Origin of the sequence: Rhizobium anhuiense (genome assembly GCF_003985145.1) — a bacterium.
Classification (GTDB): Bacteria; Pseudomonadota; Alphaproteobacteria; order Rhizobiales; family Rhizobiaceae; genus Rhizobium; species Rhizobium anhuiense.
In genome coordinates this window covers 17,764-37,921 of the sequence record NZ_ML133521.1, presented here as the reverse complement: position 1 = coordinate 37,921, position 20,158 = coordinate 17,764, and the positions used below count along the sequence as shown (strand labels likewise).

Here is a 20,158-nt window from a genome sequence, read left to right as displayed (position 1 = left end):
AACGTGCGGGGATGGCTGACTGGCATCAACGGCTTGTCGGCCCCGAAAGGTCAGAGGACTTCGAACGTCCGCTTCGGGCCGAGAGCGGAAGACCGGCCTCGGCTGGAATGCGCCAATAGCGAACGTTGTGCGCGTTGCGGAACTTCCTATTATGCCGTCGGACAGATCCAGCGGATCACTTGGCGGAGAGGCTCATGATCGAAATTCCAATCCGTTGTTTTGCTGTATCGGTCGTCGTCATCCGCAAAAGAACTGCTCGACATGAGGTGCTGCTTTTACGCAGAAATCACACGTTGATTGGTGAGTGGTGCCAGGTAGCCGGCGGCATCGAGGACGGCGAGAAAGCCTGGGAAACTGCGCTACGAGAGGTCCGTGAAGAGACGGGCCTGATCTGCGACTTTCTCTATTCCGCAGATATCTGCGAGCAATTCTATGAGGCTGATCGCAATGCCATCAGCATGCTGCCCGTCTTCGTCGGCATTGTGGATGCCGAGCAGCCAGTTTTTCTCAACGACGAACACAGCGAATTTCAGTGGGTATCATTCGCCGAGGCGATGGAAATGGTGCCATTCGCAGGGCAGCGCCATGTTCTAAAACATGTAGAGGCAGAATTTGTGAATCGGGAGCCTATTCGGCATCTTCTCATCCATGCGGTGTCGCGGAAAATTTAAATTTCTGCGACGCCCAATGACCGCTTCGGGCCGAGAGCAGTCAGCGGATCGCGTCCGCTTTGTACTGAGAGCGGTCATTGAACCGATGGCCGCTAAGAGGCATTGTGCAAGCCTTCGCAACATATCGAGAGATCATTGCATGCTCCGAAAAGCGGTTCCGAGTGACCTCTTGGCGCTGAAAGCTGTCCGTTCCTCAGTCGTCGAAAACATATTGAGCGACCCCACAAAGGTTACCGATGATGATTACGATTTGTATGTAGCCAATCCGGGAGTGGCCGTTTGGGAAGAGAACGGCGAGGTCGTCGGCTTTTCTGCGGCCGACCCACGCAACGGAAACATTTGGGCGCTTTTTGTGGTTCCCGGATTTGAAAGAAACGGGATCGGCTCGATCCTGCTGGCCGAAGCCTGTGCCTGTCTCAAGTCTGCAGGCATCGGACGCGCTTGGCTCACCACCGATCGAAACACCCGAGCCGAGAGATTTTATCGCGCGGCTGGTTGGGAACACGTCGGCGAAAAGGACAATGAGCTTCTTTTCGAACGATCACTGTGAATTAGATCACAAACGCTCCAAAAGCAGGCCTCCCGCCAAGGCATGAAAGGCCTCGACCGCCTTCGGCTGCACGCTCTGCGGGTTTTCGCTCGCGGCGACCTAGAGGGCAGCGTTGAGAGCCGCGCCGCTCTCCCTGATCTCCTTCTTCGACGGTCCCGTCTGATCAACACTTCGTCATCCACGACCATTCCTCAGGAGCCGCTCGCCCGCGTCACGGGCATTTGCCAAGCCCAGGCGCGACGCTCGAACCTCGTGATCGCTGGTGGCCAAGACGTGAGACAATTTGCCCACTTAACTATGACCTAAAAGTAATTCATCCTCCAATTGACTCTTCAGAATCGCGGTTGTAATTGCTGTTTGAGTTTTGAAAATACAAGTTGAGTATATGCATCACCTCGGCGAAGTTGTAATACGAAGACAAAAAGAAAAGTTGATTGAAATAGTAAGGAAATTTGTAAGCCGGGGACAGCCTTACGTTTTAATAAACTTTCCATCAAATAAAGATCCTGGCCATCACGCGAGTTGGCTTGGATTGGCGATAGTATTGCGTGAAGTAACGGGGCGCCTCCCGGTGCTGACGGGCAGCGCAACGCAAAGTATAGATGAGATAAAAACAACACCAGGCGACGCCCCAATATTCATTTGCGGTGGGGCCGACCTTGGCGACGCGCAGGCGGGCAGGGATGATGTTCGCTACCGTTTGATGTGGAAATATCCGGATCGAACGATCATCCAGATGCCGCAAACGATCCATTTCGCAAACGAGTCCCTCAAGGAATATGCGAAACGTACGATCGGAAGGCATCGCAATTTTTTTTGCATGACGCGCGATCGTCAGAGTTTCGAGCTGGCGAAAGCCAACTTCGATTGTGATGTCGAGGCCGGCCCGGACACGGCATTCGGCATGGGAGCGTTGAAACCGTTCGAAGCCGATCCTCTCCGGGTATTATATGTCATGCAGCCTCTCGGAGAGGACGAAGTCGATATAGCGAAAGCGCGAGCGATCGTTGACGGACCTCTTACCAATTGGATCAACGGTCCGAACAGTTTGTCGCGCATGCGCAAGTCGAGCGTCGTCAAGTCGGCGTTGCGGCATGGCTTTAGCCGCACAGAGATGATCGCCCAGCATCGTCAGGATGTCGCGGCTCGATATGTCGATTACGGCGTGAAGATCCTCTCCGGCGCACAACGGATCATCACCAACCATCTGCACGGTCATATTCTCTGTCTTTTGCTGAATAAGCCGCATATCGCGGTTGCGATTGACGGAAGCAATCTGCACGACGTCATCGGTAGCCAGACTGGCGATAGCCCTCTGGTGGAGAAGGCGACAAATGCCGGTGAGCTTTTGGCAGCAATGTCTCGCCTGCCGTATGAGCTGGGAGGAACTTGGTACAAGTCGAGTAAACCCATGCATCCAAGTCCCGCTGTTCCGGCCCCAGATCTAATACCTCAACCCTCTATAGTCTGATTCCCGGTAGGAGTTCACTTTGTCGGTTTTACGAGACGACGATATTCTGTTCAGCCATGTCAGTGAGAACCGATCCGCCGCAGCCGTTACGGGTGCTTTCTGGTCGGCGCTGAGCACGCTTATCCCGACAGTCCTGACCTTCGCAGTCTTTGTGGTGACGTCTCGCGTTCTCCAGCCTCAGGATTTCGGCCTTGTTGCGCTGGCCTTCAGCATCGTGTCGTTTGCCGGCAGCTTTGGACCGACGGCATTTGGCGAAGCGATCATCCAAAAAGCCGAAATCAGGCGCAGCCATCTGGATACGATATTCCTGCTTTCGCTCGCTTTTTCATTTTTGATCTATGGTGCTTTGTGTATCGCCGCTTCGCCAATCGCGGCCTATGTGGGGCATGAGCAAATCACACCCCTGATTTACATCATGGGATTGAAGGTTTTCTTCGACTTCACGGCCGTCGTTCCGAATGCAATTGTCAATCGGAAGATGTCGTTTCATCTGGTGGCTGTCCGCACTGTGATTGCGACGATCACTTCTGCCTGCATTTGCCTAGTTTTGGTTCTCGCGGGTTTCGGCTTGTGGGGGCTTGCGATTGCGCAGATCGCGGCCACAGCGGCATCATGCGGCGCCGCTTTCTGGGGCGCCGGGTGGCGGCCCGGGCTTCACCTGAAAAGAGCAAGCCTCAACGAGCTCCTTCACTATGGGTTTTTTGCATCCGGCACTCGGTTTTTACAGACAATGAGCTTGGACAACCTGCTCATCGGGGTGCTCTTGAGCCCATCAGCGCTCGGGATCTATAATTTTTCCAAGCGTTTGTTCGATATGATCAACAACGTCATCGCCGGGGGCTTAACATCCGTCACGCACGTCTTGCTTTCTTCATTGCGGGCCGATCCGAAGAAAGTGCGAGAAGCATTTCTCATGGCGACGTTTGGCTGCGCTCTGGTTTCCTACCCCGTCTTCATAGGCCTTGCTGCCGTCGCCGATGATGCGATCACGACAATTTTCGGTGCACATTGGATCGCGGCCGTTTGGCCGGTTCGGTTCTACTGCGTCATAGGATTGATGGCTGGGATCGGCTACGTGCAGGCATCCTTGATCAAGAGCCAAGGAGAGATGGATTGGTGGTTTTACTACCAGCTGGCACGAAACCTCCTCACACTCCTGACGATCGCAATTCTCTATCCCTACGGCGTCACGACAATCGTTTTCGCCATCATGATCGAAGTTCTGTTGTTTTGGCCGATCACCAGCTGGAAGGTTTCGCAGCATATAGAGCTGAGTATCCCGGCATATCTGGCGCAATTCCTGCGGCCTACCATGGCCTCTGCAGGAATGGTTGCAGTCATTTTCCTCCTCCATGAATTGCTCATTCATTGGTCCCCGTATCCACGCTTGGCCGTGGAAATCCTGGCAGGCGGCATGGCTTACTGCGGTCTGATATTCGTTCTGTGCAGAGCTCGTTTAAATGTCTTGATCGGCAGTATAAAGCAGGCACGGCAGCGCAAGAGTAACAGGGGTGCGGTTGCCAACCCTGCATGATTTCCAGGCCATACCCGCATAGACCTGTGTCGCGATTTGAGGGATCTGGTGCTCAAGCTGTCATCTGAAATTATCAGAACGTCGCTTTGGTGACGTTCTCATCCACCGCATCCGAACGCCCCTCAGACGCAACGCGCAATAGGATAATTCATAAGATGACTAGCCTCGACCGCGGTTATTCGCCATCGGTGACGGACGACGTAGGAGTCTCGATTGCCGAGCGCAGCCGTTACTATACGCTCGATGCAATGCGAGGATTTGCCGCTATCTGTGTTGTCGCTACACATTTCCGGGAAAGCTATGCGCCTTCAGCCTATCTGGCAGTCGATTTTTTCTTCGTTCTCAGTGGATTTATTATCGCGGATATTTATAGCAAACGGCTCTCGCGCGGTCTGCTGTTCCAGTCGTTTATGGCGGCCCGCATCAAGCGCCTTTATCCGCTCTATTTCATCGGAATTGTGGTCGGCCTGATACAGATCATTCTGTTAACAAACTGGGGGCTGAGAAATCAAAGTGTCATCGACCTGCTGGTGTCGACGACTGCGAACACGTTCTTTCTGCCGAGCCCGATGTATTTCCTTCAAGCGAACCCGATGCAAGGAATGTTCCCCATCAACGGCCCGGCATGGTCGATGTTCTGGGAGCTGCTGGTGAATATAGTCTTCGCCCTGTGGCTTTTTCGGCTCTCTATCCGCGCGCTCTGCGGAGTTGCATTGGTCTCGGCTGCATGTTTGGTTTTTGTCGGCCTTAAATACGGCATGTTGAATATTGGCTGGGAGTGGCCCTCAGCGGTCGGTGGACTGCCAAGGGTGATGTTTTCGTTTACGGCAGGGGTGGTGATAAGCCGCCTCTTCGGCGGCATGCCCGCCTGGAGGAAGGGTTGGGTCGCCATTGTGCCATGCCTTCTTCTGATGATTTGCATTGCGGCGCCGGTTCCTGTCGTGTTGCGGCCTTACTACGACTTGATGTTCGCGATGGCCTTGGCCCCGCTCATCGTGATGCTCGGCCTCTTTCTGGAGATGCCCGCAAAAGCCGAGACATTGGCGACGTGGATTGGCTATATTTCCTATCCTGTCTACATCTTGCACCGCGGTGCGATCGGCGTCTTCAAGCCGGTTGCGGCGTCGATTGGATTGAATGGCCCTCTCGCATTCTTAGTATTTCTCAGCGCGGTCCTATGTTTCGCTTATGTGACCGCTCGTCTCGTTGACAAAACGATGGCGACACGGACTCGTCGCGCTCGATAAGTTTTGCGTCCGCTATGCCATGGGCTTTCTGTTTGGCGAGAGAGCCTCTCGCTACGATCACAAACGCTCCAAAAGCAGACCTGCCGCCAAGGCATGAAAGGCCTCGACCGCCTTCGGCAACACGGTCTTCGGGTTTTCGCTGGCGGCGATCCAGAGAGCGGCATTGAGAGCCGCGCCGCTCAGCAATCGGGCCGCCGCCTCTGCGTCGAGCGGTTTAAGGATGCCTTGGGCGGTCAGGCGCTCCACCGTGCTCTTGGTCACCTGTAGACAGTTGTTCTGGCTGGGCCATTGCGAGGGATCTCCCAACACCGCGGGTCCGTCGAGCAGAACGATGCGCTGGACTTCCGGATTGAGCGCCATTTCGATATAGGCCGCGCCCTCGGCGAGCAGGCCCTGCCAATCGTCACCTGCCCGCGCCCCAATCTCTTGAGCGCGCACCGCCATCTCCGTGTCGATCTGATCGACAACCGCCGCCAGAAGCCCGCGCTTGTCTCCGAAGTTGTGGTAAAGCGCGCCGCGTGTCAGGCCGGCGTCAGCCGTCAGCTCGTCCATCGACGCTGCGGCGTATCCCTTTTCGGCAAAAGCCTTTCGCGCCGCCGCGATTAGCTTGACGCGATTTTCCTGCATCGTTTCGCTGCGTGTCTTCGCCATTCGATTCCTCAATTCACATACGAAGCGTATATGGGCTTGACATACGATGCGTATGTCAGTTATTTCACATACGTACCGTATATCAAATAGAGCGCGCTTGTGAAGCATTCCCCGCGCTCACCGGTCGTTGCCAACATCAAGAGAGATCAGAATGACCCAACGCGAAGCAATCTTTCCTGCCGACAGGCATGCTCTGTATGAGGAGCACGGCTATTCCGCCGCCATCCGGTCCGGCGATCTGCTGTTTGTATCAGGGCAGGTCGGCAGCCGTTCGGATGGAACAGCCGAACCCGATTTCGAACGTCAGGTGCGGCTCGCCTTTGAAAACCTGAAGGCGACGCTGAGCGCCGCCGGCTGCACGCTGGATGACATCGTTGACGTCACCACCTTCCACACCGACCCTGAAAACCAGTTCGGAACGATCATGGCGGTCAAGCAGGAGATCTTCAGCAAGCCACCCTATCCGAATTGGACGGCGCTCGGGGTGAACTGGCTCGCCGGTTTCGATTTCGAGATCAAGGTCATCGCCCGCATTCCGGCAAGTCCTTGATATCGTCCCCCGGCTTGAACGTCAGCAAACAGCGCTGCGGGACCGCTGTCAGCGGCGGGCGACCGGCTTCGTGGCGGCGCGGCGCTGCAGCGCGAAACGTGCAGCCGAGCAGTTGACGTCGGGCACGAGATCGTAGGTCTGCTGGTAGAGGCTCTGCGCCAGCGTATTGTTGCCGCGGGTTTCCGAGGCAAGGGCTGCGAGCGCTGTGCGCTTGTAAGCCTCGACGATCGGTTCGGCGGCCTTTGCCAGCGCCGCATCGTCGGATGGTTCGGCGCTCAGCGAAAGGGCGGCATAGGTTGCGTCGCCATCCCTGCCGACGCGGCCGCCGACGGCGCCGTTGAAGCTTTGCTCGGAAACCTGGCGCATGCGCCGGGCATTCTTGATGCATGTGGGGATGCGGGCGGCTTCCGCGTTGATGCGTTCCGCCGTCGGGCCGCCGTCCGCGCTGCCGCTGTCGGACAGGATGACGTAGCCGATGATGCCGACGATGGCGAGATAGGCGACCCCCATGCCGGCGAGGAAGGCCGGCTGCTTGAGCAGCGATTTCTTCGGCTTGTCGTCACCGGCCTTGGAGGCCTCCTTCTTCGGCGCCTCCTTGGCGGCGGCTTTGACGACGAACTGGAATTCGACGTCCTTGCCGAGACGGAAGCTGTCGCCAGCTTTCAGCGAGGCCGTCTGCAGCAGCGCTTCGCCGCGCAGCATGATCGGGTTCAGCCCCATGCGGCGAATGATGAAGCCGCCGTCGCTCTGGCGCTCGATGCGCGCATGGATCGGCGCCAGGAACGGATCGTCGACGACGATATCGGCGTTGGAAGCCCGGCCGATCGACATTTCCGGCCGGTCGAGCACATGGCTGCGGCTCTGGCCGCCGGGCCCGGTCTGCAGCAGGCTTGGTTTGTTTCCGCGAAAGAAGGAAAAGGCCATGATCAGAACATCCCACTCGACATCATCTCGACGATTGCCGGCGCCAGCACCAGAAGAAGGATCGACACGACGATCATCATCGCCGGCATGACGATCTTGGCCTTCAGCTTTTCACTGGCCCTGTCGGCCTTTTCCCAGCGGCGGAAGCGCAGGTCGCGCGCATGTTCGCGCAGCAGCTCGACGCGGTTGCTGCCCTCGACTTCGCCCTGAATCACCGCACGGATGACGCGCACGACCTCCTCGGCGGTCATGCGGCGCTCCAGCCGCTGCAGGGCCTCGACCATGCCGGTGCCGAGCGCGACGTCCTTCAGCGTCTGTTCGATCTCCTCGCTCATGACGGTGCCGGGTGCGGCCTCGGCATAAAGCCTCAGGCTTTCCGGCAGCGTCGCCTGCGCCTGCTGCGTCATGACGACGAGATCGAGAAAATAGGGAAATTCGCGTGAGATGCGCTCCTTGCGGTCCTGCATCTTGTCGTCGGCGACGACCCAGAAATAGATGGCGGGGATCAGGCCGAGGATCAGCCCGGCCACCAGCCCGCCGATCACGCTGCCGCTGGCAATGCCGAACAGCACGCCGAGCAGGACGAAGCCGAAGAGACTGAGAACCACGAGAAGGGCGATATATTCCCGCCCCGTCACGCCGCCGAAGGGCCGGCCGCCATAGATCAGCTTCTGCTCGAGCTGAGCGCCGTAATCGGCCAGCAGCGGCTCGAAATGGGTCAGCACGAATTCGACTGGCGTGCGCATGCCGATGCTGTCGACGATATTCGGCGGCGGACCATCGCCGCCCGCGGACCGGCGCACCACCTGGATGCTGCCGAGCAGATCGCCGATCCACCAAACGAAGAGGGCGGCGGTGATGCCGGCAAAGACGACGGCGATCGGGGCGAGGGGTATGTGAGACATCATACCGACACCTTCATCATCGAGCGCATCCAGAAGAAACCGGTGGCGTAGAGAATGGCGCCGACGATCGCGATGACGATGCCGATGGCATTGCCGAACACCTTGTCGATCAGTTCCGGCTGGCCGAAGAAGATCATCAGGATCATGAACAGCGCGCCGCCGTTGACGACGCGGAAGTTCATGCGAGCCTGCGACGACGAAGTCGTGATCTTCTGGTCGAGCTTCCAGATTTCCTTGAAGGATTTCGACATTTCCGTCAGCGGCTCGGAAATGTCGCCGCCCTGGCGGGCAAAGAGGCCGAGGGCCGCATCGACCATCTTGAAATGCAGGCTCGGCACGTTGCGGCCGTGGCGGTCGAGCGCCTCGACCAGGCCGATGCCAAGCTTCTGTTCGCGGGCGATGCGCTCGAATTCGCGTGAGGCCGGCATCTGGCCGGTATCGGCCACCGCATTGACGGCAATGGCAAGCGGCTTGCCGGTGCGCACCGCCGAGACGATCTGGTCGACGGCATAGGGAAGCTGCGATTCGATCTGCAGCCAGCGGCGCTGCAGGAAATAGCGGATGATCGCTTTCGGCAGGAAGAAGGCGACCGGGATGGCGATGACGATGCCGGCGATCGGCCCGAAGATCAGCGAGACCACCACGAAGACGAAGATCGCGGTGATGCCGTAGGCGAGGATCATCGTATAGGGCGGAACGGCATCGCGCCCGAAGACCTGGGCCGCCTCGCTGGCGAGCGCGATGTCGCGTTCGGTGGCGCGCAACAGCGGCGCCGGCCAGCGCACCGGCGCGCCCCAGACGAGCAGTCCCGCCGTCACCGCGCCGAGGGCGACCGTAAAGATCTGCAGAATGCTGATATTCATGGTTTCCCCCTCAAACGAACATGTCCAATTTTTCGATTTCGCCGTCGTCGTTGAACTCGACGAGCTCGGCGACGAAGCTCGGCAGGTAACCGGTGAAGGCATGCACTGCCTGGCCGCCGGCGCGGCCGACGAGATGGAAGATCGGCTCGACGATGACAAGGCCGGTATCCGGATCGATGCCGATCACCTCGGATATCTCGGTGACGGCGCGCCGGCCGCTCTCCAGACGGTTGAGCTGCACGACGAGTTCGACGGCGGCGACGATCTGCTGGCGGATCGCCATGACAGGCAGCGAGCTCTGGCCCTGCAGCACCATCACCTCCAGGCGGGTCATCATGTCCTGCGGCGTATTGGCATGCGCCGTCGTCATCGAGCCGGCATGGCCGGTGTTCATCGCCTGCAGCATGTCGATTGCCTCGGCACCGCGGCACTCGCCGACGATGATGCGGTCGGGCCGCATGCGCAGCGCGTTGCGCACCAGGTCGCGGATGGTGACGCTGGTCTCGGATTCCGCCGTCTTCGGCCGCGATTGCAGGTAAACGACATGGATGCCGTCGAGCTGCAGTTCCGACGTGTCCTCGACCGCCACGACGCGCTCGCCGACCGGGATGAACTGCGACAGGCTGTTCAACAGCGTCGTCTTGCCGGAGCCGGTGCCGCCCGAGACGACGATGTTCTTGCGGGCGCGGACGGCCGCCTCGAGGAAGGCGCGCATCGGCTCGCTGAGCGCACCTGCCGTGACCAGCTTGCTAATGTCGAGCCGCGACTTGCCGCCGAATTTGCGGATGGTCAGGCAGGCGCCCTTGACCGCAAGCGGCGGAATGACGGCGTTGACGCGCGAACCGTCCGGCATGCGGAAGTCGGCCATCGCCTCGCTCTCGTTGATCGAGCGGTTGGAATCGACGGCGATGCGCTCGATCACCTTCATCAGCTGCCGCTCATTGGCAAAGGCGAAGGGGTAGCGCTCCAGCAGGCCGAATTTTTCGACATAGATCTCGTCGTAGCGCGTCACCATGATTTCCGAGATGACGTCGAGATCCATCAGCTCCGAGATCGTCCCCCAGCGATACATCAGCTCCTCGATATTGGAGCGCAGGTGCATATGGGCGATCTCGTAGCGGTCGCCGGCATTGAAAAGCGCCTGCCGGGCCTGGAAGGCGGCGCTGAAACGGGTATCGAGCTGGGCGAAGTCCGCGCGGGTGGATTCGAAGTTCAGCTTCAGCTGCAGCGCCGAGATCAGCGCCTTGCCGACGTCGAACAGGCGGCGGTTGTCCTGTTCCTCGCGCGCCAGGCTTGCGGCATTCGACGAGGCGTCGCGCCGGCCGGTCCGGGCGATGCGTTTTGCCAGCCATCGATAGACGGCGTTCTTGATGACGAGGATGACAAGATCCTGCGGCGCGCTGTCGAGCGCCTCCTTGATGAACATGTCGAGACGCTCGCGGATGCGGCCGCGCGTCTCCTCGCGGCCGAAATCGGAAGATTTCACCAGCCGGTCATACTGCGTGTCTTTTAGCAGTCGCTCATGTATCTCCATCTGCAGCGCCAGCACCCGTTCCTGGTCCGGAAACTGCGTGACCGCCTCAGGCGCTGCCACCGGCTCGACGAGTTCGATCGTGACGTTCGGCACCCAGATCGACATGCCGGCCGAGACCGCGACCGGCGTGCCGGCCCGAAGCGGCTGGTCGTCGACGCGCGTCGGGTTGCGCCCATGATGCTGCACCGACCAGCCCTGGCCCGATTTCCGCAGCACGAATTGCGGCGAGGAGACATGGCTGCCGCGCAACCGCACGACGCCCGCACCGGCCGGCAGCGTCAGCGTGCTGCTTTCGCCGACAAAATAGGTCTCATTCGCCGAGAGCGGGATCACCTCCCGACCGCTGCCGTCCTCATAGGAAATTTTCAACAGCATGGCTCATTCCCCCGCGACGGTCACATGCGCGTCCAGTTGATGCTCGGCAGGTCCTCGACGGTATTGTCGGTCGGATTGCGCAGCACGAGATTGAGGCTGCCGTTCGACTGGCCCATGGCGAAGATCAGCATCTCGGCTTCCGACGGCGTCACTTCGACGGTCACATTGTTGTAAGTGCTGTTGGCCTTGGTCACCGCACCCTCCGGGGTCGTCGCCGCACCGACGGCCAGAACCTTGACGTTCTGCAGGAAGGTGCGGGTGACGACGCGGGTGCGTGAGCTGATGCCGAGCTTGTAATCCTGCGCCTGCTTCCGGTAGGCGTTGACATCGTTCTCGTCGGCGCCCGGATACTGGGTGAGGTAGTTCTTCAGCATCTGCTCGACCGGCGACGGCGGCTGGGCCGGAGCCGGCGGTTGCCCAGTCGCGGCAGGCTGCTGGCCCGGAACGGCAGGCGTCTGGCCAGGTGTTCCGGGCTGGGTCGCGGCGGCGGGCGCCACCGGCTCGACCGGTTCGTCGACCGTGCCGAGGATATCGACATAGCTGCCCGGCTCGACGAAATGGCCGACGGCCGCGGCAGCGTTGACGGGAAGGGTCAGCGCCCGCTTGCCGGGCGCAATCATCGTCGTCAGGCGCCCGCCATCGGTATCGTCGAAATACTGGAAGAGCAGCACCGAGCCGGCCGGAATGTCGCTCGCAGCCGTCCTGTCCTTCAGCCATTCCTGGTAGGCGCTGGCAGCGGGAACCGCGAGTTTGGCAAGCGCCCCGAAACTTTCCGGCAGCATCACCGGTTCGGCGAGCATATCGGGCGTGATCGCCTGGCCTCGCGTCACCTTCCGGTCTGGCTGGAGCCGCATGAAGGCATAGGCCACCTGCTCGTTCTTGACGCTCTCGGTCCAGAAGTAAAGCAGAACGCCGGTGATGAGCCCGACGATGACGGCCGCAATGAGCTTCCAGTTCATGGTGTTATTCCTTCGACGAAGGGTTGCCGGATTTGAATGACCTCGACGGTCCTGCCGTCGGTTTTGCTGCGCGTGTACAAGACATTGGCCTCGACGCTGCCGCGCCGGCCGTAAAGGGCGGTGACCCCGCCGCGCTCAGCCGGCGGCGTCTCGATGGTGAAGCCGTCGCGGGCAAGAAGATCGGCGCGCTGATCCGACCAGCGCGAGGCCGAAATGGTGCCTTTCGACACGACCGTGCGCGAGGTGTGGCCCTTGTCGCGATCGCCGATATCGCTCAGCACCTCGACGCCGGCCGGCGGACGCAGCGACATCGGCAGCTTGCTGACATCGGCAGGCGCCGCAAAGGCCGGCAGCGTCGAGGCGACATCCTCGAAGCGGCTCATCAGCACCTCGGTCATCGGCGCATCGGCGGGACGGCGGATCATGATCGAGACGCCCGGGATCGCCGCTCTTGCCGAAGGATTGGCCGGATCCTGCCGCCTGAGATAATCGAGGGCGGCCTCGCCGTCGCCGTCGAAGAAGCGCACCACCACGGCGAGGTCATCGCGGATGCGGCTTACCTTCGGGACGATCAGCATGTTGGCGGCGATGACGGCGGTCAGCTCTTGCCTGTCATTGCTCTTCGGCAGGGCAGGTCTTGTATTGACGGCCAGCACCCGCAGCCACTCGTCGGTGATATCGGAAATGCTGCGGTCGCTCTGGTAGGGCGTGAATTCTAGCGGCTGGCCGTTGATGGCGAGATCGCGCGGCGAACGTTCCGGCGCGCCGAGAATGCCGGCCAACATCGAATTCAGCGTCACCCTGAAATCCTTGTAGATCTCGGCACGGCCCGGCGTGGCCACCACGGTGGCGAGGCTGATGACCAGCGCCAAACTCGTGAGATGGCCGGCAAAACGGAAGGAGATGCGCGAGCCCTGTCCCATCTCATTTCGCTCCCGGAAAGACGCCGTCGAAGAGATCGCCGGAATCGTCGGCCACATCGCGGATTTCCCGGCGCAGCGTCGGATCGTAGCCGCGGCGCGTGGTATCGTTGTTGTGCGAGGCAAACAGCGTCGAGTCATCCACCGTGAACGCATCCTTCCAGCGGATGCTCCTGATCGTATCGAGATCGTCGGAATCCCTGAACTTGTAGACCCGGTCGGCGGTCGCGGTGACCAGCTGCGGCTTTTCGTTGGCGAGGTCGCCGACCATATCGCCGAAGTCGCGACCGTCGCTCTTCAGGGTATTTTGCACGTCGTCCCAGACAAAGGTGCGTTGCGGTTCGCCGTCGCCTTCATGCGACGGGGTGCGCGAGCAGTTCATGGCGTCGCGGCCGGGCAGGGCCGGCAAGGCCGGGATCGGGAAGACGTTCGAGAAGTCGGAGGTGCAGGTGAGCCCATTCGCCTCGGCGAAGGCGGAGTTGCGCATGGCGAGCATGGTCCCGACCTTCTTGGTGGAAATCCTGTTCGCGTGGATCACGAAAATCACGATCAGCAGGATGACCGGCGCGGCGAGCACGAATTCAATCGAGGCAAGCCCGCGACTGTCGCGGTGCAGCCGCATCAGCAGCCCGCGGCCCGGAGGACCGCCCATTGGCTCAGTGTGTGTTGACGGCAGCCCAGGCATTGGCTCCTCCCTGATCGAAGACGCGCGTCAGGCCGGTGAAACTGTCGGCGGCCGGGCTCTGCTTGATGGTGTTCGAGACCTCGCCCATATCGTCGGCAAGCGTGGCGGGAGCCAGCGATGCGAGCCAGTCCTGGGTATAGAGGTCGAAGGCCGTGTAATTGTGGACCCAGCTCTGCGCCAAGGCATAGGCGGATGGCGTCTTGTCCTTGAAGATGCGGACCTGCAGCCGGGCGCGCGGTGCGCGCGAAACGACCGCCAGCGTCTGGTAGTCGGTGAGCTGGTCGCCCCCGAAGGGCGTGAAGTTGAAGGGTATGCGTCCCTTCAGCCAATAGGGCTTCGGGAAGGAGACGACGGGCAGACTAGCGCCCGCCACGGAGATCGCACCGCCCGCCGGGCCGCAGACCTGGTTCCAGATCATGTCGAACTTGCGGGTGAAGTCGTTCTCGTCCTTTGTCTGCGCATCCGAATAACGCGGCGGCACGTCGATCGGCAGCTGGAAGGGGTTGGTGATGCCGAAGCCGACGCCGAAGACCTTGTCTGCCAGCCAGAAACTGACATCGAGCGCCAATTCTTCCCAAAAGCCGAGGTCGCCGGCATATTGCTCGACAATCGCCTTGAACGGAACCTTGCTCAGGTAAGCCGGGCCGAAGGCTTCATAAAAGATGTAGAATTCCACCAGTTGATCGTCGATGCCGCTCTCGTGGTTGACCCAGTCGCGAATATGGCTGCCGTCGACCCCGCCTGCCGTCAGCGGACCCTTGCCGTTGGGGAAGCCACGATTGGCGAACTCGCCGCGCATGAGGAGCGGATCCTGTCCCTGAGTCCCATAGGACATGGCAAGGCACATTTCGGTATAGGCCGCGGCGGGATTGACGCCATCACGGTCCACCGGCAGGTTGCCGCCGGCACCTTCTCCGGCCTGGCCGCAGGATTCGCACGGGGGATGGAAGACGACGTGATCCGACTTGTTGAGGCGCACGAGGTGCAGGGCTTCGTTGCCGACGCGCTGCGGAAAGCTTTCGACGAGGTAGTCGTTCAGATCGTTCATCGCATCGATGATGTCACTGGACTTGTTGATAAGACCCCAGGGATCGTATTTGACTTGCGCCGCCACCGTATAGGCAATCGCCTTGGTGGCTTCCGTCGCCCGGAATCCCTGGAACGCCAAGCAAGCGCCGTAGATTATGCCGCCGACGATCGGCACCTTTTGCCAGCCGGGGCAATAGGGCATCGGCGGAAGCGGCGGCAGCAGGGATGCCGGCCCAAAGCCTTCCGTGAAGGAATATTCGGCGAGTTTCGCCAGAATGACACCCGAGCGCAGGGCCAGTTCCGCCGTCGTAAGTTGGAAGGCGACCGAGGTCGCCATGACGACGGTTGCCTGCGACGAGGCGACGTTGTTCATCGCCATGATGTTGAGATAGCGCGCTTCCCAGTCGGCGTGGACGAGGGCGGCGGCGTCGGCCGTATCCTGCGTGCGCTGCTTGTCGTAGATCATCTGTCCGGTGTTCAGGATCCAGACGATCATCAAAGCGAGCGCGATCGTCATGTAGAGAATGATCGGCGAGAGGAAGCCGCGTTCGTCGCGGTGCAGACGTTTGATGAAGGTCGGTGTCATAGCAAGTTCACCTCCGCCGTCGAAATCGTGTAGTAGCGGCCGTCCTTCCTTTGGCCGCGGGCAAAGACCCAGCCGGCATATTCGAGCAGCAGGAAACGCGCTTCCACCTTGGCGGTCACCGGCACGTGCGGCGAGCGATTGATGGCGGCATAAAGCGCCATCGGCGCACGGTCGACAGTCACGGTGACGTTCTGCGGATCGAACATATAACGGGCCTGGTTGCGCATCGCGCGCCAGTTCTTCGAAAGGCCCGAGGCGTCGGCGAGGCTTTTCAGTGCGTCTTCCGGCGGCTGGCAGGCGCCGACGCATTTCAGCTGGTCGTAGGGAGCGGCCGGGATCAGCGCCAGGCGGGCGGCAAGATCGGCCTTGCCGGCGGCGGCATCGTCGTCGCAGGTCTTGGCGTCGATCAAGCTTCGGATGGTGATCGGCAGGGCCGGGCAGAAATAGACGCGGGCGCTGCGCGCCGCCGCATAGGCGGCGTAATGGGTGAAGAGGTGGTTTTTAGCCAGGATCGTGAACTGGAAGACCACGAACATGAAGAAGACGAAGACCGGCGTGACGAGCACGAAATCCATCATTGTCGTGCTGCCTGATGTATCGCCGTGCAGCTCGGATATCCGGCGCCGGCGGGCGGAAAGCCGCGGCAGCAGCAGCATCGAGGCAAGCAAGATCATGGCGATCGCGAAGGTGCCGAAGAGCGCGCCGTGATCCTCAGGGATCCAGAAGGTCCGTGAGTGCAGGATCGAACTCCAGAAAGCACCGTCGAAGATGGGGCGTTCGAGTTCCGCGCGCATTGCCGTTACCTCACGAGTGAGAGAGGGGTGAAATCGGGCATGAAAAGGCACCAGAGAAGTCCGAGCGCAGCGGCAACGCCGAAGCGGACGGTATGATGGGTTTCGCGCGGCTTCAGCACCGAAGCGGCATCGCGGAAACCGGCGGGCAGGAGCAGCGCAAACAGTCCGACAGTTCGGGCCAGCACGCTCCACTGAACACGCCGCGCCATCGAGAAAACGGCGATCACGCCGCCGATCATAAGCGATGCGAGGGTCACGTCGATGGCGGGCCACAGGCCGAGAATGGCGCCGAGCGCCGCCATCAGCTTGACATCGCCGCCGCCGCAGCTTCCGGCTGCGAAGGCGATGAAAAAGATCAGGCCGGCTGCGAGGAGCCCGGCAAAGGCCAGGCCGATCCCGGTCAGACCGCCACTGAGCGCTGCCAGCATGAACCCGCCAAGCAGGCAGGGATAGGTGACGGCGTTCGGGATATGACCGTGGCGATGGTCGAGCACCGCCGCGGTCATGGTGCAGGCGACGGCAAGAGCCGCCGCTGCAGGCATCAGGGTCAGATCGTAGGTCATGTCCATGACACTGATCCGCTTATTGACCCGGCTCGGGAATTCTCTCAGCGTCGGAGAGAGCCGTGTTCTTTTCGTTGAACCATTCGCCGATCTGTTTGCCGAATGCGAGCAAAAGCAGCATCAGCGGAATGACGATCAAAGCGACGGCCAGGACGATCTGGGCCATGTCGCCGCGCTCGTCCTTGTGAAGTGCAATTGCGATAGTCTTGAGTTTTCCAAACATCTGCGTATTCCTCGTTCCTAGGTTTGTTTCGGATCGAAGACCTTGGCGAAGATGAAGCAAGCATACGCTATCGATCCGAACCAGCACGTTGCTCGTTCCAATGATATTTTCTGCTTCAGCTTATCTTCCCCAGCGGCCAACGCTTGTTGAGCAACACCATTAAGACCCAAGAGTGCGCCCAAGGCCAGCCCTCCGTCAAGCAAACGAAACGAAGGGTTCCAATTGACTTGGAGACGTCGCCGGCAAAGCCGCAGTTGACGGCGGAGTTTTTCAACTAACCGTTTGAACCGTCTGCAGTTTTACCTGCCGAGATGAAGTTTTTGGCGCTGTTGCGGCACCTCGTCTACTGCTCCATAATTGGTCAATTCTTTCAAAGCGATAGAAGAAGTGGCGCGCTTCACTCATAGCGGCCGTCTTCGTCGAGCCCAACCATGGTGTTATTTGAGGATCTGGATTAAGCTTTCCTCAAATGGTGGACATGGTCCGCCAGTCGATCCGGAGAGAAAACGATGGAAACGATGAGCAGCATCTTGATACTTGGATTGGTCCTCATTCCACTGATGATGTTCTTTCCGACCGCCGTTCAGATGATGGCGACACTCTTCGGCATGAGCACGGTTCTGGTCGGGATGCCGCTCTGATGAAAGCCGTTTCCGACGACGCTGCCGAACAGGCAACCTTCCAGGTTCTGACCCGGGCGCTGGACAAGCTGCTCGGGCCGATCCGTTTTCTCCTCGAGGATCCGAGCGTTTCCGAAATCCTGATCAACGGGACATCCGACATCTTCGTCGAAAGGCGAGGCAAGCTCGAACGCGCCGATACGCGTTTCGCCAGTCGCGAGGACCTGGAATCGGCCGCGCGCAGCATCGCGCAATTCTCCGGCAAGCGGCTGACGCCGGAGGAGCCGAGCGTGGAGGCCCGCCTGCCGGATGGTTCACGCGTCCAGATGATCCAGCCGCCGGCGGCCCGCACCGGGCTCTGCATCTCCATCCGCCGCTTTCTGAAAGAACATCGCAGCATCCGCGATCTCGTCACACAGGGCAGCCTGACCGAGGAGTCGCTGTCGCTGCTGCAGGCGGCCGTCGGGCTGCAGAAGAACGTCATCATCTCCGGCGGCACCGGCACCGGCAAGACGACGATGCTGAACGCGCTGTCGGAAGCCTTTGCCGACCACGAACGCATCATCGTCATCGAGGACACCTCGGAACTGCAGATCCGCAAGGAGCACGTGGTCTATCTCGAAGTGACGAAGCCTGACCGTTTCGGCCGCGGCGGCGCCAGCATCCGCGACCTGTTCCGCTCGTCGCTGCGCATGCGGCCCGATCGCATCATCGTCGGCGAATGCCGTGGCGGCGAGGCCCTCGATATGATCCAGGCAATGACTTCGGGGCACAGCGGCAGCCTTTCGACAGTGCATGCGAACACGCCCTACGATGCCCTGCACCGGCTGGAAACGCTGGCGCTGATGTCGGATATCGACATGCCGCTGCGGCCGTTGCGCGCCCAGATCGCCTCGGCGGTCGACGTCGTCGTGCAGATCGCCCGCTTCAAGCGCACCGGAAGGCGCCGGGTGATCGAGATTTCCGAGATCAAGGGCCTGAACAATGACGGCCAGTATATCGTCGAAAGCATCTACAAACTCGAGGGCGACGGCCATTCCAATTCCGATGGCGCACTGCTGTGGACCGGCGTCGTGCCGAGCTTCGCCACCGATGCGATGGAAGAACTGCAAGGCGCAGAGCGCGCGGAGTGGATGACGGCCGAAGCCACCGCGCGGGCAACGGCTTGAAATCTGTTGGCGGACGCTACTTGGGAACTGTCTGCCCGACTTTCGACGCTTGGTAAAAGGCCCGGAGATCGCGCCGAGCGTCGATAGCATGCACCGGCCGCGCAGATTTTTCTGCGGAAATCGAATCGCCATTAATGCCGGGCCGATACTCTTGTTCGCTATCCCCTACAATTTAAAGGGTTCACAAAACTGTCATAATCCGCAATCATGGGTAGATTGATTGTTTTATTTCAATGTGAGCCGATGTTCCGATATAGCACGCCCCCAATGTTCGACTGTGCAACGGCCTTGGCGGCATCTGTTGTGTCGTACTTTGACCCCGAGTCCAAAGCAATCAGCCCTCCTCGTTGGGAGAAAGAGCGGGAACTCCATAAGTCGACAGTCGAATTTGTGCGGCAGGGATTGGAAATCGAGGTAGCCGAAGCGTGGTCTATCTCTCCTTCGGTGCCTTCTTTTTTTAGGGGTGTTTTGTCGAGCATCAAAGATGCCCTTGAACGGCCCGGCATGCCGGTCAACCAGGCAACTATTGTAGCGAGTCGTGTCCTTTCTGAAACGAGGCTGCTTTTTGCCATGCAAAATTTTGACGCAAATTCGGCGTCTCCGAGCAAGCGGCGATCAGATCACCCCGGTAAAGTCAGCGTTATAATTCCTTTTCGAGCAACCGTCCCTCATGACGGCCGGCTGCGAAACCTGCTTTCGTGTTTGAGGGTACTTACCCGACAGAGCGCTGGAGCAGTATCCATCGTCGTTGTCGAAGATGATGAGATTCCCCGCAACAGGGGGGCACTGGAGCACTACGACATCCAATATCATCATCGGCTGAACACCGGCAAATTCAACAAATCAGCAGCGATTAATTTCGGCTCATCAATTTGCAGATCGGATGATGGGATTCTCTGCATTCTCGACGGTGATGCCTACCTAGATGAAACATTTGTCGATCAGTCGATAGGTTGCCTCATTGAGTCGGGCTGCAAGGTACTCTTTCCCTACACGGACATGTACTTCATTCAGCCGGAAGATACGGGCCGAATATACGAAAAGGGATTTCGGTCTGCCTGCCCAATCTTCGGGTACGTTTCGAAGAATGCACCAGGAGGCTGTGTCTGGTTATTTCAAGAAACATTCGACGCCGTTGGCGGATTCGACGCAGGCTTTGTCGGCTGGGGAGGAGAAGACCGTGACTTCTTCAGCCGGGTTGAAGCGATTGAGAAAATCGCCCGCCTTCCCGGCATTTTTGCCCATCTCTATCACGAACGAGCCCCAGAAATAAAAATATCGATGAATTCAGGAAAGCCATGGGAAAATGACTATAGAGCCTCTGCCACCTAAAGT

20 protein-coding genes and 1 pseudogene are annotated in these 20,158 nt (G+C 59.8%); 8 read left to right on the top strand and 13 right to left on the bottom strand.

Going from position 1 to position 20,158, the window contains the following annotated elements:
• Positions 1 to 194 precede the first annotated feature (194 nt).
• Together EEQ99_RS00205 and EEQ99_RS00200 are read left to right on the top strand one after the other, a co-directional pair.
• Complete coding sequence (locus EEQ99_RS00205; protein ID WP_097630158.1) at positions 195 to 671, top strand: NUDIX hydrolase; 477 nt, start codon at positions 195 to 197, stop codon at positions 669 to 671.
• Between the two features lie 169 nt (positions 672 to 840).
• A complete protein-coding gene (locus EEQ99_RS00200) occupies positions 841 to 1,221 on the top strand; it encodes a GNAT family N-acetyltransferase (RefSeq protein WP_244604740.1) in 381 nt (126 codons plus the stop codon).
• Positions 1,222 to 1,227: 6 nt separating this feature from the next.
• Here the strand turns inward: EEQ99_RS00200 and EEQ99_RS34945 are convergent.
• Positions 1,228 to 1,350, bottom strand: a pseudogene (locus tag EEQ99_RS34945) (TetR/AcrR family transcriptional regulator); the annotation flags it as partial.
• Positions 1,351 to 1,606: 256 nt separating this feature from the next.
• Here EEQ99_RS34945 and EEQ99_RS00190 point away from each other — a divergent pair.
• From EEQ99_RS00190 to EEQ99_RS00180, 3 genes are all read left to right on the top strand, one after another.
• Positions 1,607 to 2,692 (top strand): polysaccharide pyruvyl transferase family protein, encoded by a 1,086-nt coding sequence (locus EEQ99_RS00190; RefSeq protein WP_028758728.1) that lies wholly within the window; start codon positions 1,607 to 1,609, stop codon positions 2,690 to 2,692.
• Positions 2,693 to 2,711: 19 nt separating this feature from the next.
• Positions 2,712 to 4,226 carry a lipopolysaccharide biosynthesis protein gene (locus EEQ99_RS00185; RefSeq protein ID WP_028758729.1) on the top strand — a complete coding sequence of 505 codons (1,515 nt, stop codon included), beginning with the start codon at positions 2,712 to 2,714 and terminating at the stop codon, positions 4,224 to 4,226.
• 155 nt (positions 4,227 to 4,381) lie between these two features.
• The gene (locus EEQ99_RS00180; protein ID WP_097630157.1) at positions 4,382 to 5,473 is read left to right on the top strand and encodes an acyltransferase family protein; all 1,092 of its coding nucleotides are present in this window, start codon (positions 4,382 to 4,384) and stop codon (positions 5,471 to 5,473) included.
• Positions 5,474 to 5,530: 57 nt separating this feature from the next.
• Here EEQ99_RS00180 and EEQ99_RS00175 read toward each other — a convergent pair whose 3' ends face one another.
• Entirely contained in the window at positions 5,531 to 6,124 is a 594-nt protein-coding gene (locus tag EEQ99_RS00175; protein ID WP_047611871.1) for a TetR/AcrR family transcriptional regulator, read from the bottom strand.
• Between the two features lie 151 nt (positions 6,125 to 6,275).
• Between EEQ99_RS00175 and EEQ99_RS00170 the strand changes: the two genes are divergently transcribed.
• A complete protein-coding gene (locus EEQ99_RS00170) occupies positions 6,276 to 6,674 on the top strand; it encodes a RidA family protein (RefSeq protein WP_097630156.1) in 399 nt (132 codons plus the stop codon).
• 48 nt (positions 6,675 to 6,722) lie between these two features.
• Here EEQ99_RS00170 and EEQ99_RS00165 read toward each other — a convergent pair whose 3' ends face one another.
• Genes EEQ99_RS00165 through EEQ99_RS00115 form a run of 11 tightly spaced genes read right to left on the bottom strand, consistent with a single transcriptional unit; the run spans position 6,723 to position 17,034 of the window.
• Positions 6,723 to 7,598, bottom strand: coding sequence for an FHA domain-containing protein (locus EEQ99_RS00165; RefSeq protein WP_029868313.1), 876 nt, complete (start codon positions 7,596 to 7,598; stop codon positions 6,723 to 6,725).
• 2 nt (positions 7,599 to 7,600) lie between these two features.
• Positions 7,601 to 8,506, bottom strand: a complete 906-nt coding sequence (locus EEQ99_RS00160) for a type II secretion system F family protein (protein ID WP_063475695.1) — start codon at positions 8,504 to 8,506, stop codon at positions 7,601 to 7,603.
• Positions 8,503 to 9,366 (bottom strand): type II secretion system F family protein, encoded by an 864-nt coding sequence (locus EEQ99_RS00155; protein WP_097630155.1) that lies wholly within the window; start codon positions 9,364 to 9,366, stop codon positions 8,503 to 8,505. Before EEQ99_RS00155 ends, EEQ99_RS00160 begins: the two co-directional genes overlap by 4 nt.
• 10 nt (positions 9,367 to 9,376) lie before the next feature.
• Positions 9,377 to 11,275, bottom strand: coding sequence for a TadA family conjugal transfer-associated ATPase (locus EEQ99_RS00150; protein WP_029868317.1), 1,899 nt, complete (start codon positions 11,273 to 11,275; stop codon positions 9,377 to 9,379).
• Positions 11,276 to 11,295: 20 nt separating this feature from the next.
• Positions 11,296 to 12,234, bottom strand: coding sequence for a Flp pilus assembly protein CpaB (gene cpaB, locus EEQ99_RS00145; RefSeq protein WP_097630154.1), 939 nt, complete (start codon positions 12,232 to 12,234; stop codon positions 11,296 to 11,298).
• Positions 12,231 to 13,157: a hypothetical protein gene (locus EEQ99_RS00140; protein WP_097630153.1), complete on the bottom strand. Its 927-nt coding sequence runs from the start codon at positions 13,155 to 13,157 to the stop codon at positions 12,231 to 12,233. Before EEQ99_RS00140 ends, cpaB begins: the two co-directional genes overlap by 4 nt.
• A gap of 1 nt (position 13,158) precedes the next feature.
• A complete protein-coding gene (locus EEQ99_RS00135; protein WP_063475691.1) occupies positions 13,159 to 13,839 on the bottom strand; it encodes a TadE/TadG family type IV pilus assembly protein in 681 nt (226 codons plus the stop codon).
• Positions 13,811 to 15,454, bottom strand: coding sequence for a TadE/TadG family type IV pilus assembly protein (locus EEQ99_RS00130; protein WP_097622405.1), 1,644 nt, complete (start codon positions 15,452 to 15,454; stop codon positions 13,811 to 13,813). The genes EEQ99_RS00135 and EEQ99_RS00130 overlap by 29 nt, the downstream gene beginning before the upstream one ends.
• A complete protein-coding gene (locus tag EEQ99_RS00125) occupies positions 15,451 to 16,248 on the bottom strand; it encodes a TadE/TadG family type IV pilus assembly protein (RefSeq protein WP_063475689.1) in 798 nt (265 codons plus the stop codon). Before EEQ99_RS00125 ends, EEQ99_RS00130 begins: the two co-directional genes overlap by 4 nt.
• 5 nt (positions 16,249 to 16,253) lie before the next feature.
• Positions 16,254 to 16,817: an A24 family peptidase gene (locus EEQ99_RS00120; protein WP_047611856.1), complete on the bottom strand. Its 564-nt coding sequence runs from the start codon at positions 16,815 to 16,817 to the stop codon at positions 16,254 to 16,256.
• Between the two features lie 13 nt (positions 16,818 to 16,830).
• Positions 16,831 to 17,034: a hypothetical protein gene (locus EEQ99_RS00115; RefSeq protein WP_047611854.1), complete on the bottom strand. Its 204-nt coding sequence runs from the start codon at positions 17,032 to 17,034 to the stop codon at positions 16,831 to 16,833.
• Positions 17,035 to 17,503: 469 nt separating this feature from the next.
• Between EEQ99_RS00115 and EEQ99_RS00105 the strand changes: the two genes are divergently transcribed.
• Both EEQ99_RS00105 and EEQ99_RS00100 read left to right on the top strand, forming a co-directional pair.
• The gene (locus EEQ99_RS00105) at positions 17,504 to 18,823 is read left to right on the top strand and encodes a TadA family conjugal transfer-associated ATPase (protein ID WP_244604739.1); all 1,320 of its coding nucleotides are present in this window, start codon (positions 17,504 to 17,506) and stop codon (positions 18,821 to 18,823) included.
• Between the two features lie 207 nt (positions 18,824 to 19,030).
• Positions 19,031 to 20,155 carry a glycosyltransferase family 2 protein gene (locus tag EEQ99_RS00100; protein ID WP_097622404.1) on the top strand — a complete coding sequence of 375 codons (1,125 nt, stop codon included), beginning with the start codon at positions 19,031 to 19,033 and terminating at the stop codon, positions 20,153 to 20,155.
• Positions 20,156 to 20,158: the final 3 nt, after the last annotated feature.